We start from the raw sequence: 14,618 nt of genomic DNA, 5'->3' as shown, positions 1-14,618 counted from the left end.
GTCCGGAGGGCCATGAGCGACAGCGATGTCCGTGTCGCCGCACTCTGTGGCAGCCTTCGCCAGGAGAGCCACACCCGGACCGCACTCGAGGCCATGCTCTCGGCCGCCGCCGACGCCGGTGCTGAGACGGAACTGCTCGACCTCCGCGAGTACGAGTTGCCGATCTTCGACGCGGATCGCGACCGCGCGGCGGCCGGCGACGCCGAGAAACTGGCGGCCCGCGTGCGCGCGGCCGACACGATCGTCCTCGGGTCGCCGATGTACCACGGCTCCTATTCCTCGCCGCTGAAGACGGCGATCGACTACTGCGGGTTCGACGAGTTCGGGGACAAGACCGTCGGCCTGCTGGCCGTCTCGGGCGGGGCCTTTCCCGTGACGACCCTCGAGCACATGCGCTCGGTCTGTCGGGCACTGAACGCGTGGGTGATCCCCCACGAGGCCGCGGTGCCGAACGCGAGCGCGGCGTTCGAGGACGGCGCGTTCGTCGACCCGAAACTCGAGAAGCGGGTCCGAACGCTGGGCCGGCGAGCGGTTCAGTACGCATCGATCGAACCGGACCCAGACTCCTTCGAGAGCGATCACAACGTCGGCGCGCGGGGAAAGTAGCTGCCGGCCGCCGCGGCTCTCCACTCAGGGGTCGAGGAGCCGCTGGAATCGACGCTGGTGGGCGAGGAAGGCAAAGACCGCGAATATAATCGCGCCGACGTGCAGGGCCTCGATCCGGACGACGACCGTCGTGAAGCCGAGCGCGATCGGGGCCGACGAGAGCGCCCAGTCGGTAAACCACGCGGTCGCGAGCAGCGCCGACGCCCCGGCGGCCATCACCACGCCCGAGAGTATCGGCGCGACGATCGAGCCGTCGTTCGACGCCGGCCTGAAGGCGTACCGCTCGAGGACGAACTGGCCGGCGAGGATGGCAGCGAGGAGACCCGTCGCCACGGCGACGCCCGCACCGCCGCCGACCTGTTCGGCGGTGAGTAGCCAGACGACCCAGCCGCCGGTGAGGACGACCGCCGCACCGAGTCGATGGGGCTCGAGGAGGTCCCCGAGGTCGCTGATTGTCGCGCCGACGACCCCCGTTCTGAGCAGGGCCCCACAGAAGAGGATCCCGAGTCCCGCGAGTGCGGTCGCGGATGTCCGCGAGCCGACGACGAGACCGAACCAGAGGCCGACCGCGAGGGTTTCGATGGCCGCAGCCGAGAGCGCGGCGGTGACCCCGACGACGCGGCGACGCGTCGTTCGGCCGAGCACCTCCGGCTGGCGGATCACGCTCATATCCCGACTCCTTTCGCCGGCACCCCTTTCGTTATGGAAGGCCTTCGCGGAGCCGAGCCCACGAGCGCCCCCTCGAGACGAGTTTATACGACGGGAAGAACTCGATTTATCGTCCGCGACGGCGGGTCGATCGCAGCCGCCGGCGCTCGTCGCGCTCCGCGCGTCCGTCGATCGCCCACGTTCGCTCGACGAGCCCCCGCCGAGAGCGATGCCGGCCGATCAGTCGATTATTGAACGCACACACCGCCGATTTCGTCCGATTGAGGATGCAGTTCGGGGATCCGCTCGAGCCGCCGATCGTCGATACCTACTGCTATCTCTCCGCACACGGACGGTCGAGAGCCCAGTAGCCGGTAGTTATAGACCGCTGTGTGGCGGGTAACAGTCCAATAATCCGTGCCGGGGCCGAGCCGCTGACGGAAACGGGGGATAGAACTATGTACGGCGGTGTGGTCGTGGCGGATTATGCCCGAGACGGAACAACAAGACAAAACGCTGTCCGAGCTCATCGTCAAAGAAGCGATCAACAAAGGAATGGATTCCCCCATGCGCGACTCGATTCTCGAGGCCGTCGACGAGGCCGAAGGCTCTCGGTCCGGCGGTCGACTGCCGCTCGCGGGGGCCCTGTTCGGCCTCGGCGCGACCGTCGGCTTTCTGGTCGGCCGCCAGTCCCCGGACCTCGAGGACTCGCCGATCGAGGACTTAGAGGAACCGGAGATCATCGAGGACGTGATGGAGTCGACAGAGGAGACGGACGCGATGGCCGAGATGACGGAGGAATCCGAGTCGGAGACGGACGACTCCGGCTCGCGACGACTGCCAGGACTCCTCCTCATGCTCGGTGCCGTCGCGGGGGCAGTGTTCCTCCGGCGTCGCCTCTCCTCCGACGAGGAAGAGGAGTGGGAGCCGATCGAGGAGTTCGAACCGGCGACGGGCGGGGAGACCGAGGAGGAAAGCGAGACGGCTGACATGGACGAGTCCGGTGCCGAGGAAGCGGACGAGGAAATCGAGGAGTAACGCCGACCCGCCGTCGACCGGATGCAACTGTTTTCGATTCCTTGCTGGCGTTTCTCGTTGGGTTCGATCCCCGAACTCACGTCACATCACCGATCCCGGGAGCCGCCGGACGCGAGCGTCGGCCTGACGAAGCACCTAAGGGAGCCACGCCGACAGTGTGAACCCAATGGAGACGACCCACCGCGTGTTCGTCGGCGATTCTCGCGATCTCTCGGCGGTCGACGACGAGTCGGTCGAACTCGTCGTCACGTCCCCACCGTATCCGATGATCGAAATGTGGGACGACCTCTTTACCGAACTCGACCCCGCCGTCGGCGACGCGCTGGCGAACGGGGACGGACGCGCCGCGTTCGATGCGATGCACGCCCAACTCGAGCGCGTCTGGGACGAACTCGAGCGGGTGCTGGTCGACGGGGGGATCGCCTGTATCAACGTGGGCGATGCGACCCGGTCGATCGACGGCAGTTTCCGGGTCTACCAGAACCATGCTCGCGTGCTCGAGGCCTTCGAGGAGCGCGGGTTCGAGCCGCTGCCGGACGTGCTCTGGCGCAAGCCGGCCAACAGCGCGGCCAAGTTCATGGGCAGTGGGATGATCCCGCCGAACGCTTACGTCACGCTCGAACACGAGTACATTCTGGTGTTCCGAAAGGGGGCCGAGAGCCGCGCGTTCGAGCCCAAGGCCGACCGCCGGTACGAGGCCGCCTACTTCTGGGAGGAGCGCAACCAGTGGTTCACGGATGTCTGGACCGACGTGACGGGCGAACTGCAGTCGATCGAGACGACCGACGACGAACTCCGCGAGCGGTCCGCGGCCTACCCGCTCGAGATCCCCTACCGACTGCTCTGTATGTACTCGGCCTACGGCGACACCGTCCTCGACCCGTTCTGGGGGACCGGGACGACCACGCTCGCGGCGATGTGTGCCGGCCGGAACTCCGTCGGCTCCGAACTCGAGGACGCCTTCCTCGAGGTGTTCGACGACGGCGTCGACGAGATTCCGGCGCTGTCGCGCTCGGTCGGTCGGGCGCGTCTCGAGCGCCATCGGGAGTTCGTCGAGCGCCGCCGCGAGGACGGCGAGGGGTTCGAGTACGAGGCCGACTACTACGAGACGCCGGTCGTGACGGGGATGGAACGCGGCATCCGGCTGCGCGAAGTCCGCGACATCGAGAGGATCGTCGACGGCTACCGGATCGAGCACGCCCCGCTGGCCCTCGAGTGAGTCCCCGACGGCTGGACGATCGGCAGTCAGGCGACGACCGGCAGCGGGCACGCCAGGGATTTCGAACCGATCGAGACCGTCTCGCAACCGGAATAGTACCGACAGTTGCTCGATCGATGCAACCGAAACCGACACGAAGTTTTTATTCGTGCCGGCCAACCCAGCGGTATGGCTCGCGGTCTCGAGGACGGAAAGACGACCCCGGTACGCGCCCTCGCCGTCGGCTCGTCGGAGTGGCTGCGGACAGCTATGGCGGGGCTGGCGGACGAGTCGGTGACCGTGACGGACTCGGTCGCGACCGCCGCTGCGGTCACGGACGACCAGTTCGAGGCGGCGAACTGCCTCCTGACCGACGACCCGGAGGCCGTCGCCGCCGTCGACGAGGCGTATCCGATCGTCTACGCCGTCGATCCGGCGCGAACCGAGTCGATCGACCGACTCCCCGGCGATCCCGACGTGATCGCCAAGACGACGATTCAGGAGCCGCGGCTCTTAGCCCAGCGGCTCCGCCGGGCCGTCGCGTTCGCCGCGATGCAGCAGACGGTCGACCGGCGAACGGAACGGTTCCAAACGCTGCTCGAGCACTCGTCCGACGTGGTGCTCGTCGCGGACAGCGACGGCGAGATCACCCACGCCGGGCCGGCCGGCGAACGCGTCGGGGGCGTCGACGCCGACGGTCTGTGCGGGTCCCACATACGCGACCACGTCCATTCCGACGACGTGCAGGCGGTGACGAACGCCTTCGCCGCCGTCCGCGCGGCCGAGTACGGCACGTCACGGACCGTCGAGTACGCGTGCCGGCACGCCGACGGAGAGGAATACGTCCACGAAGCCACCCTGACGAACCGGCTCGGGGACGACGCCATCGACGGCGTCGTCGCGTCGATCCGGGACATCACGGAGTACAACCGCATCGAGCGGGAGTTGAGCGCGTCGTTCAAGCGCGTCACCGACGCGTTCTACGCGCTCGACGCGGACTGGCGGTTTACGTACGTCAACGACCGCGCGCTCGAGCAACTCGATTTCGACCGCTCGGATATCCTCGGCCGGTATATTCTCGACGTATTCCCGGAGATGACCGGGACGGTTTTCCAGCACGAGGCAATCGAGGCGATGGCGTCTCAGGAGTCCCGGACAGCCGAGGGGTACTACGAGCGCTACGACGCGTGGATCGAAGCGACGATCTACCCGTCGCCGTCGGGGATCTCCGTCTATTGGCGGGACGTGACCGAGCGCATCGAGCGCGAACGGAATCTGACCGAGCGCACCGAGCGGTTACAGGCGCTGGTCGAGAACGCTCCTGTCGTCCTGTTCGCCCTCGACGACGAGGGCACATTCACGCTCTCGGAGGGCCGCGGGCTCGCGAACCTCGGCTTCGACCCCGAGGACGTCGTCGGCAACTCGGTCGCCGACCTGCTCGAGGACTACCCCGAGGCCCGCGCCGACGCGGAGACGGCCCTCGAGGGGGAGACGGTCGACTCGCGCAGACGGCTCGGCGATCGCGTCTTCGAGACGTGGTACCGGCCGATCACGGACGACGAGGAGACCGTCGACCGCGTGATCGGCGTCGCCACGGACGTGACCGAGCGCGTCCAGTATCAGGAAGCGCTTAACGCCGTCCACGAGGCGTCCCGCCACCTGCTGACCGTCGACTCGAAAGCGGACGCCTTCGAATACGTCGTCGACATCGCGGCCGACGTGCTCGATCTCGACGGCGCTGTCTATCGGTTCGACGACCGAGAGAACGAACTCGTTCCGGCGGCGTGGTCGCCGGCCCTCGAGTCGGCCTTTGGCTCGCCGCCGCGGCTGCAGCCCAACGACGGTATCGTCTGGGAGGCGTTCGTCGACGGCGAGTCGGTGGTCGCTGACGACATCGGGGGCGCAGTCGGTGTCTACGACGAGCCGACTGTCGCTCGGAGCGGTCTCTGCGTCCCGCTCGGCGAACACGGCGTCTTCGTCGCACTCTCGGCCAACTCCGGGGGGTACGACGACGAGACGGTCGAACTCGCCCAGTTGTTCGCGGCGACGGCCGAGGCCGCGCTCGACCGCATCGGCCGGACCCGCCGGTTACGCGAGCGCGAGCGCGAACTCGAGCAGCAGAACCGGCACCTCGAGCGGCTTAACGAGGCAAACGAGGTCCGACAGGCGATCGAACAGCACCTCCTGTTGGCCGGCTCCCGCGCCGAGATCGAACGCGAAGTCCCCGACCTGCTTGCCGACCTCGAGGCGTGTTCGTTCGCGTGGATCGGCGAACCGGACCCGAGCGGTAATCGCCTCGAGCCGCGAGCCAGCGCCGGACTCGACCGGGGGTATCTCGATGCGGTGACGGTAACGGCGGTCGACGAGTCGGCCGCCGAGCCGGCGGGTCGGGCCGCTCGGACGCGAGCGCCGGTCGCTGTCGACAACGTCGCCGACGCGGTCCACGACGGCGAGTGGCGCGGCGACGCGCTGTCGCGGAACTTCCAGTCCGTCTACGCCGTGCCGCTGGTCTACGACGGGTTCCTCTACGGCGTGCTCTCGCTCTACGGCGAGGAACGCGAGGCCTTCGACGAGACGTTCCGGTCGACGGTCGCGGAACTCGGCGAAACGATCGCCTACGCGATCGACGCGGTCAAGCGCAAGAACGCGCTCGTCGGGGACGAGTACACCGAGGTGGAACTCGAGGTCGCGGCCGACGCGGCCCTGTGTCGGCTCGCGGCGGTGCTCGACGAACCGGTCACCTACGAGGGCACGACGGTGCGGGCCGACGGCTCGCGAGTCGCGTTCGTCGCCGTCGAGGACCCCGTCGACGATCCGTCGGAGACCGTCGACTGCAGTGCGATCGACGGAATCGGTGCGGTGTCGATGATCGCCGAGCACGAGGGCGAAACGGTGCTTCAGGTGCGGTTGACCGACCCGTTCCTCGGATCGATCGCCGATTCGCGCGGCGCGCGACTGCGCGAGTTCGCGGCCGACGAGTCCGGCGGCCGCGCGATCGTCGACGTGCCGGAGGCCGCCGAAATTCGCGCCGTCCTCTCCGCGATCACGCGAAACGGCCCCTCCGTCTCGATGGTCGCCCGGCGCGAGCAGCGACCCGACGAGCCGTCGGCGCTCGGCGGCCCCGCCCGCACCGCCTTGCTCGACCGGTTTACCGATCGGCAACGCGAGGTCGTCCAGACGGCCTACCACGGCGGCTTTTTCGAGTGGCCTCGACGGGCTACCGGCGAGGAAATCGCCGCGTCGCTGGAGATCTCCCCGCCCGCCTTCCACAAGCACGTCCGGTCCGCCGAACGGAAGCTGTTCGCGGCACTGTTCGAGGGGACGGCCACCACCGGGGTTAACTGATTAACCACCGCTTTCGAGCGGGGTTACAGAGTTAACAATCAGGCTCTTTACGGTAACTCGAGAACGGGGGAGTAGTGTCCCACCGGCGTATTGGGGGTACGTATAATCAATGACAGAAATGAGTTCACGATCGCCGTCGACCGCGATGGGGGAGCAGTATTCCGTACAGTACGATAGACTCGATGATGAACCGCTCAGCGTTGCCGTTGCGGACGCCGTCGCAACATTTCGCGACCACGCCATCACCGACCTCGAGCCGCTCCACTACGCGATCAACGCCGACGCGCTCGAGCGGCTGTTCGAGCCGCGCCCGAACGGAGTGCGGTCTACCGGCTCAGTCACGTTCGAGTACAGCGACTGTCTGGTGACCGTCGCCGCGGACGGCGAGATCCGCGTCGAAGCGGCGTAGCGGCTTCCGTCGGGCATCGATCGCCCGCGAGACCGTTCCCTTCTCGTTTCTCTCGGCCCCGCGAGAGCATCCCACAAAGGTAAGCGGGTCGGTGCCGAACCGCCATCCATGACTACGCGACTCCTCGTGCCGACCGACGGGAGCGACCCCGCGAGGGCGGCCCTCGAGCACGCGCTCGATATCGCTGCCGACCGGGAGGCAACGATCCAACTGCTCTACGTCGCGGACACGAAGGAACCGAGTCTGACCCGGCTCGGAATGGACGTCGTCGACGTACTCGAGGGTGAGGGCGACGAAATCCTCGACGGCGCGGCCGCGCTGGCTGAGGACCGCGGCGTCGCGGTCGAGACGGAGCTCGTCCAGGGCGATCCGCGAACCGCGATCGTCGACTACGCGACCGACGAGTTCGACCTCGCGGTGATGGGCGCTCACGGCCGGCGCGGGATCGGCGAATACGTCCTCGGAAGCACCACGGATTGCGTCGTAAACCGGAGCAAGATTCCCGTACTGACCGTTCGATCGGCCGAAGGGGCAAGACGTGACTACCCCTACGGCGACGTGCTCGTGCCGACCGACGGCAGCGACCACGCGTCGGTAGCGCTCGAGCACGCGGCCTCGATCGCCGCGCGACACGACGCGACGTTACACCTGCTGTCGGTCGTCGACGAACTGCCGGAGGTGATCGACCCGGAGTCGACGCAACTCCCCTCGCAACTCGAGGAGAACGTCCAGGCCATTCTCGACGAGGCCGAAACGACCGCGAGGGAAGCGGGTGTCGACGAGATCGAGACGACCATCACGGCCGGCTCGGTGCCTCGAGAGATCACGACCTACGTCGACGAGGAGGGCGTCGATCTCGTCGTGATGGGGACCCACGGCCACACCGGCCTCGACCGCCACCTGCTCGGGAGCTTCACCGAGCGGGTAATCCGGACCTCGCCCGTGCCCGTCCTGACCACGAGACGCGCGGACGAACTGGAGTGAGTCGCAGCGACCCAACGGCGTCGCTGATCCGCTGCTGCCTGCCACTGGCCCCAAGCGATCCGCGTTCGACGCCGTCTGTCACAGACTGCAAACGACGGATAATGGTACCTCGGATGGCCCGGCAGTATCCGGTATGACCAATGTCTGACCGATCACTCTCCCCGCTCGCTCGGCTCCGATCGATCCTCACGCGAAACCGACTCCGGGTCGTGTTCGTCGCCGTGATCCTCCTCTCGGCGGCCGTCGTCGCCAGCGCGGCGTCGAACGACCTCTCGACGGCCACGGAGGCCGACGTGCCCGACGCACCGCCGACGGAGAACCATACGGTCGTCACCGAATCGGGGCGGGCCGGCACCATCACCGCCTACGAACCTAGCGGTGACGTTCTCTATTACAACAACTCGCGGACGAAGTACTTCGACGTCGACCCTGTCGAGGGGGACCCGCTGACCGTCGAGTACACCGCGACGGACACGATTCACTCGGAGGGTCCGACCTGTTCCGACCCGCCGTGTGCGCGCAACGTCATCGAGCGCGCGAACCTCTCGACCGGCGAGGTCGAGGTGATCTACGAGCGCTACGATTACAAGGAGACCGCCGGCGAGTGGCACGACGCGGACCGCATCAACGAGACCCACGTCGTCGTCGCCGACATCGTCGCGGATCAGGTGTTCATCGTGAACACCGAGACGGAGGTCGTCGAGTGGCTCTGGGACGCCCAGAGCGACTTCCCCGTCGAGGGCGGCGGCGCGTATCCCGGCGACTGGGCGCACATTAATGATGTCGAATACATCGAATCGGGCGAGATGGAGGGCCGAATCATGGCCAGCCTTCGGAATCAGGACCAGGTCGTCTTCCTCGATCGGGAGGAGGGCTTGGTCGAGGACTGGACCCTCGGGGAAGAAGACGAGTACGACATCCAGTACGAACAGCACAACCCCGACTACATCCCCGAGAGCGAGGGTGGCCCGGCCGTCGTCGTCGCCGACTCCGAGAACGGCCGCGTCCAGGAGTTCCAGCGCGAGGACGGCGAGTGGACCCGTAGCTGGGAGTGGGAAGACGACCGCATCCAGTGGCCGCGAGACGCCGATCGACTGCCCAACGGGAATACGCTCATCACCGACACCCACGGCAACCGTGTCATGGAGGTCAACGAATCCGGCGACATCGTCTGGCAGGTCGAGTCGACGCTCCCCTACGAGGCCGAACGCTTAGAGACCGGTGCCGAAAGCGAGGGCGGCCAAAGCGCCGCAGCACTCGGCCTCGAGTCCCAAACCACGGCCGAGAGCGACGACGAGAGCAGCGGATTCTTCGGATTCGATCCGCTCGACTTCCTCGGGAACCTCCTCGAGTCGATCCTCCCCCATCGGATCTACAACGGCCTCCTCTTCGCGACCCCGGTCTGGATGGGGGCGTCGGAGTTTGCCGCCGTCGGGGTCGCGCTCCTAACGGGGCTGCTCTGGGCCGGCCTCGAGATCAGGTGGCAATTGCGGGACGCCGGGGTCAGGTTCCGGCTGCCGGTCTCCAGGCAGGGCGGGGACTGAGCCCCGACCGCGGACGCACTCGGTCTCGGCTCCCGGCGTCGTTTCCCGCTCAGACGAGCAGGTAACCGCCGAGCAAGTAGAGGCCGGCCAGAATCGACTGAAAGGACAGCGAGCCCACCGCCGACAGCACGAGGAACGATCGACTGTCCATCTCCGAGAGGCCGGCGGGCACGGTGAGTAGCCCCCGGACGAACAGCATCGTATTGCTCGCGGCGACAGCAACGGCTCCCCACTGGTCGAACCAGCCGTCGAACCGCTCGAGGCGCGACTCGGTGACCGGGAACCAGCGCTTTTGGAGGACGTACTCCCGACCGGCGCGACGGACGAGCCCGAACAGGAGGAGTTGACCGACCGTCGTCCCGACGACCGCGAGGACGACGATCGAGGCCGCCGTCGGGACCGACGAGCCGATCAGCGCCAGTGCCGACGGCACGACGAGTTCGCTTGGCATGAACCGCAGCAACATCGCTCCCTCGAGGACACAGATGCCGAACAGGACCGCGAAGCCGACTTCCGAGGTGAACAGGGACTCGAGCCACGGTGGCGTTTCGGTGAGTTGGAGGGGGACCATCGCCGTCTGTCATCTCGACTCTGACCTCGTCGGGCGACTGAAGTCGTGGGCTTGCAGTTGCAGCCGTCGTAAATACACCTGGTCTCGGCCTCGAATCCCCGCCCGCGAGCGGGGAGCGGCACAACGTATATCCGGATCTCGGCCGATGGGTGAACCGATGCTGTTCGGACTGATCGTCTTTCTTACCGTCGCGTTTGCGACACACGCTATCGTCGGCGTCGCGCTCGCCCGCGGGTTCGCCGATGTCGGTCCGCGAGCCGGGCTGTGGCTGGGTGTCGTCTTCGGGCTCGCCCCGGACGCGGACTTCCTCTTTCCGGCGGCGTGGGGGTGGCCGTTCGTCCACCGGGGCATAACGCATTCGCCGCTGTTCGCGCTGTCGGTCATCGCTGGAACGTACGCGATTAGCCGCAGTCGTGCAGTCGCGATCGCTGCCGGACTCGCGATCGGTTCCCACCTCGCCATCGATTCGCTGTCCCCGATGGCGATCCCGTGGCTGTTCCCGCTGCGGGCGACGTGGAGCCCCGGCCTGGACGTCCACGGTGTAATCGCGACGACCCTGCTCTGGTCGGCGTCCGTCGGCGTTCTCGCGTGGCGCACGGACGACCTAGCGGCGATCGAGCAGTGGCTAGATCGAAGCGGCGGCGTCCGTCGGCGTCAGTCGGAATAAATCGCCGGTCGTCGACACCGGCACCCGTATCGGAACCGGCTGAGCGGCCGCCAACAGCAGCGACGCCACCAACGCGACCGAGCCGACGAGCAGAAACGCGCGATTGATCCGGCCGTTTTTCGATTTGAACCACTCGAGCGTGACGTGGACCCGCGAAACTGGCGCGAACGGGGCGATTCCCATCGGCGTCACGATGTCGCCCGCGAGATGGGCGAGAATCCCGCAGGTGCCGACGGCGAATCCGAAGCCGAAGCTGCCGGAGCCGAACCCCGAGCGAGCGACGAGTACGGTTCCGACTCCCGCAACGAAGCCAAAGAGGAGGGCAAACCAGACGGTGTGAGTCGGGCCGCGGTGGTCGATCTGCTCGATGCTCTGGTCGAGGTCGGGCAGGTTCGCCGCGGCGAGCGCGATAACCGCGCCCCAGAGCGCCGTCTCGAGCGAGTAGGCGGCGGTTACCGTCGGCACGAACGGCGCGTACAGGAGCGCGTTGAAGCCGGCGTGACCGTCTCGATACATCGGTCTCGAGTCGGCTGCTACTCGGCGGCCGGCGCGGTTAACTACTCGGCCGGCTCATCGGAGCGTCCGAATCCCCAGCGCCGACACCGAGGCGCCGCCGATGAGGATGGGCATCCAGTAGACCGCGCCGCGGAAGATCAGGACGGCTGCGGTGACGGCCGACGCTTCGATGCCCGTCGTCGGGACGAGCAGCGTGACGAACGCGGCCTCGATCCCGCCGAGGCCGCCCGGGAGCGGGGCCGCGCCGGCGATGTTCGCGAGCGGAATCGCAAACAGCAGGACGTAGGGCGGGACGCTGTAGCCGAGGGCGGCAAAGGCCGCGAGCAGCGCGACCACCTGAAAGAGCCAGCCACACAGCGAGAGCCCGATCACGGCCCCGAGCCGCCAGCGGTTCGTCGCGAGCCGCTCGATGTTCTCGAAGAACCGGCCCATTCGGTCCGCGAGGTCGGCCTCGAGCGTCTCCGAGTCGAAACGCTCGAGACCGAGCCTTCCGAGCCGGGGCGCGATGACGGCCGGGAGACGGTCGATGATCCGGTCTCGGTACCGCCAGACAAGTCCCATGACGAGCAGGACGGCACCGATCAGCACGACGGCCGAGCCGACGGCCGTCTCGAGGCGCTCGCCGACGGCGGCGGTGGTCCCATAGTAGCCGATCCCCACGAAGACGAGCGAGATCGACGGGATCACGTTGAGGACGTCGACGCTCGCGATCCCGACGAGACCGGTTTCGTAGCGGGAGTTGGAGACCTTCGAGATGAGCAGCGCCGCGATCGGTTCGCCGCCGGCCTGTCCGAACGGGGTCACGTTGTTGGCGAAGACAGCGCCGGCGTAGACGAGAAACGACTTGCCCAGCGGGATCTCGACGCCGAGCGTGCCGAGGACGGTCCGGAGCATCAGGCTCCAGACGGCCAGCCAACAGAGCGCGAGTGCAAACGTCGCCGCGACGAGCGACGGTTGTGCCGAGAGGAGAGAATCGAGAATAGAGCGCGCGCCGACGATGAACACGAGGACGGCAAAGACCGCGATCGCACCGAAGGCCCCGATGAGAAACGCGCGCCGATTTTGCTCGTCCATGGCGGGTATGGATTCTCAGTCGACTTGAAACGTCTGATCGCTCGCAACAACGGAAGCGGTCGGCGCTCACGGGTACCTGCTCGTCGATCGGGCGCTCGTTCTCTCGGTCGGACAGGGCCGCTCGAGTCGTTCCGAGACGTTGGGCTCGTCTCCGCTATCGCCGGCCCCGCCCTTGAGGGTGTCCCGTTCAATGATTCACTACGGCGACGGCGAGACGGTTCCGGGACCGTACTCGCTCCATAACAAATTGTGCGCTCGGTGGAATACACCCAGTGAGTTACCTGAACCCTTCTACCGTCCCGTCAGCGCCCGCTCTCCGCTGCAGTACCGGGGGTCGGTCACAGTCAACCGTTCGCGAGACTGCGGCCGTACAGGGGACGGGAACGGCGACGGAGACGGAACCCGGCACCCGCCAGTCGAACGTCCTCTTCGTCGTGCTCGATACCGTCCGGAAGGATCGCCTCGGCCCGTACGGCTACGACCGGGGGACGACACCTGAACTCTCGGTGTTCGCCGAAGAGGCGACCGTCTTCGAGTCCGCGGTCGCGCCCGCGCCGTGGACCTTGCCGGTCCACGCCTCGCTCTTTACCGGCCTCTACCCGAGCCAGCACAGGGCCGACCAGGGGAGTCCGTACCTCGACGACGCGACGACCCTGGCGTCGACCCTCTCGGCGGCGGGATACGACACGGCGTGTTTCTCCTCGAACGCCTGGATCACCCCCTACACCGGCCTCACCGACGGCTTCGACGCCCACGACTCGTTCTTCGAGATCCTGCCTCGAGACGTGCTCTCGGGTCCGCTCGCGAGCGCGTGGCAGGCGGTCAACGACAACGACTACCTCCGCGAGATGGCGTCGAAACTCGTCAGGCTCGGCGCGATGGCCCACGAGAAACTCGCCAGCGGCGAGGGGGCCGACACGAAGACGCCGTCGGTCATCGACCGAACGAGGTCCTTCATCGACGACAGCGAGAGCGATCGGGGCTGGTTCGCGTTCGTCAATCTGATGGACGCCCATTTGCCGTACTACCCGCCCGAGGAGTACCGCGAAACCTTCGCCCCCGGGGTCGATCCCGATTCCGTCTGTCAGAACTCGAAGGAGTACAACGCCGGCGTTCGGGACATCGACGACGAGGAGTGGGCCGACATCCGGGGGCTGTACGACGCCGAAATCGCGCACATGGACGCCGAACTCGGCCGTCTCTTCGACTGGCTGCGCGCGACCGGCCAGTGGGAGGAGACCACCGTCGTCGTCGCGGCTGACCACGGCGAACTCCACGGCGAACACGACCTCTACGGCCACGAGTTCGCGCTCTACGACGAACTCGTCACCGTCCCACTGCTGGTGAAACACCCTGCCCTCGAGGCCGAGCGGCGCGACGATCTCGTCGAACTGCTCGACTGCTATCACACGATGCTTGACACGCTGGCCGTCGATCCCGACCCCGCGGTCGGCCCGGGCGGGGACGACGGCCCCGTCGCGCTGGACCCGACGCGGTCGCTGCTCTCGAGCGAGTACCGAGCGTTCGACGGCGTCTCGGATCCGGACCCCGGCCAGCGAGCCGTCCTCGAGGGCGACGGCGACGCCGACTACGCGTTTATCGAGTACGCCCAGCCGGTCATCGAGTTACACCACTTAGAGCAGAAGGCGAGCGAGGCCGGCGTCACGCTGCCGGCGGATCACCGGGCCTACTCGCGGCTCCGGGCCGCACGCGGTACCGACCGGAAGTACGTTCGCGCGGATCTCGTTCCGGACGAGGGGTACCGGCTCGATGACGATCCGCGCGAGGCGTCGCCGGTCGACCCCGCGGACGACGACCGCGTCGCGGCCACCGAACGGGCACTCGCCCGGTTCGAGGACGCGGTCGGCGGCGCGTGGGACGACCCGACCGAGACGGATGCCGACGCCGGGGATGCACTCAAGGAGGCCGACGAAGCGACGCAGGACCGGCTCCGCGAACTCGGTTACCTGGAGTGAACTGCCGCCTCGACTCGATCGACGAAACCCCGTGCAGGCGCG

At 67.3% G+C, this 14,618-nt stretch carries 13 protein-coding genes; 9 read left to right on the top strand and 4 right to left on the bottom strand.

The features are described from left to right. Positions 1-12 precede the first annotated feature (12 nt). The gene (locus tag C489_RS17515) at positions 13-606 is read left to right on the top strand and encodes an NADPH-dependent FMN reductase (RefSeq protein ID WP_006432679.1); all 594 of its coding nucleotides are present in this window, start codon (positions 13-15) and stop codon (positions 604-606) included. A 24-nt stretch (positions 607-630) separates the two neighbouring features. Here the strand turns inward: C489_RS17515 and C489_RS17510 are convergent, their stop codons facing one another. Beyond that, positions 631-1,275 (bottom strand): hypothetical protein, encoded by a 645-nt coding sequence (locus C489_RS17510; RefSeq protein ID WP_006432678.1) that lies wholly within the window; start codon positions 1,273-1,275, stop codon positions 631-633. Between the two features lie 465 nt (positions 1,276-1,740). Between C489_RS17510 and C489_RS17505 the strand changes: the two genes are divergently transcribed. From C489_RS17505 to C489_RS17480, 6 genes are all read left to right on the top strand, one after another. Beyond that, positions 1,741-2,292, top strand: coding sequence for a hypothetical protein (locus tag C489_RS17505; protein ID WP_006432677.1), 552 nt, complete (start codon positions 1,741-1,743; stop codon positions 2,290-2,292). 166 nt (positions 2,293-2,458) lie between these two features. Continuing rightward, positions 2,459-3,511, top strand: coding sequence for a DNA-methyltransferase (locus C489_RS17500; RefSeq protein ID WP_006432676.1), 1,053 nt, complete (start codon positions 2,459-2,461; stop codon positions 3,509-3,511). Between the two features lie 168 nt (positions 3,512-3,679). Continuing rightward, on the top strand, positions 3,680-6,835 hold the full coding sequence (locus C489_RS17495; protein ID WP_006432675.1) for a PAS domain S-box protein: 3,156 nt from the start codon (positions 3,680-3,682) through the stop codon (positions 6,833-6,835). Between the two features lie 109 nt (positions 6,836-6,944). Then, positions 6,945-7,244 (top strand): HalOD1 output domain-containing protein, encoded by a 300-nt coding sequence (locus C489_RS17490; RefSeq protein WP_049891013.1) that lies wholly within the window; start codon positions 6,945-6,947, stop codon positions 7,242-7,244. A gap of 108 nt (positions 7,245-7,352) precedes the next feature. After that, a complete protein-coding gene (locus C489_RS17485) occupies positions 7,353-8,228 on the top strand; it encodes a universal stress protein (RefSeq protein ID WP_006432673.1) in 876 nt (291 codons plus the stop codon). A 140-nt stretch (positions 8,229-8,368) separates the two neighbouring features. Continuing rightward, positions 8,369-9,772: an aryl-sulfate sulfotransferase gene (locus tag C489_RS17480; RefSeq protein WP_006432672.1), complete on the top strand. Its 1,404-nt coding sequence runs from the start codon at positions 8,369-8,371 to the stop codon at positions 9,770-9,772. A 49-nt stretch (positions 9,773-9,821) separates the two neighbouring features. Here the strand turns inward: C489_RS17480 and C489_RS17475 are convergent, their stop codons facing one another. Continuing rightward, a complete protein-coding gene (locus C489_RS17475) occupies positions 9,822-10,343 on the bottom strand; it encodes a DedA family protein (RefSeq protein WP_006432671.1) in 522 nt (173 codons plus the stop codon). A gap of 157 nt (positions 10,344-10,500) precedes the next feature. Between C489_RS17475 and C489_RS17470 the strand changes: the two genes are divergently transcribed. Further along, positions 10,501-11,010 (top strand): metal-dependent hydrolase, encoded by a 510-nt coding sequence (locus C489_RS17470; protein WP_049891023.1) that lies wholly within the window; start codon positions 10,501-10,503, stop codon positions 11,008-11,010. Here C489_RS17470 and C489_RS17465 read toward each other — a convergent pair. Beyond that, entirely contained in the window at positions 10,969-11,526 is a 558-nt protein-coding gene (locus tag C489_RS17465) for a metal-dependent hydrolase (RefSeq protein ID WP_006432669.1), read from the bottom strand. The two genes, C489_RS17470 and C489_RS17465, sit on opposite strands and share 42 nt — an antisense overlap. Positions 11,527-11,580: 54 nt before the next feature. Further along, positions 11,581-12,600 (bottom strand): lysylphosphatidylglycerol synthase transmembrane domain-containing protein, encoded by a 1,020-nt coding sequence (locus tag C489_RS17460; RefSeq protein ID WP_006432668.1) that lies wholly within the window; start codon positions 12,598-12,600, stop codon positions 11,581-11,583. A 272-nt stretch (positions 12,601-12,872) separates the two neighbouring features. Between C489_RS17460 and C489_RS17455 the strand changes: the two genes are divergently transcribed. After that, positions 12,873-14,576, top strand: coding sequence for a sulfatase (locus tag C489_RS17455; RefSeq protein ID WP_152423179.1), 1,704 nt, complete (start codon positions 12,873-12,875; stop codon positions 14,574-14,576). The last annotated feature ends 42 nt before the right edge of the window (positions 14,577-14,618 follow it).

It is taken from the genome of Natrinema versiforme JCM 10478 (assembly GCF_000337195.1).
GTDB classification, from domain to species: domain Archaea; phylum Halobacteriota; class Halobacteria; order Halobacteriales; family Natrialbaceae; genus Natrinema; species Natrinema versiforme.
Note: the sequence above shows the minus strand (reverse complement) of the source record. Positions and strands in the feature narration are given on the sequence as shown.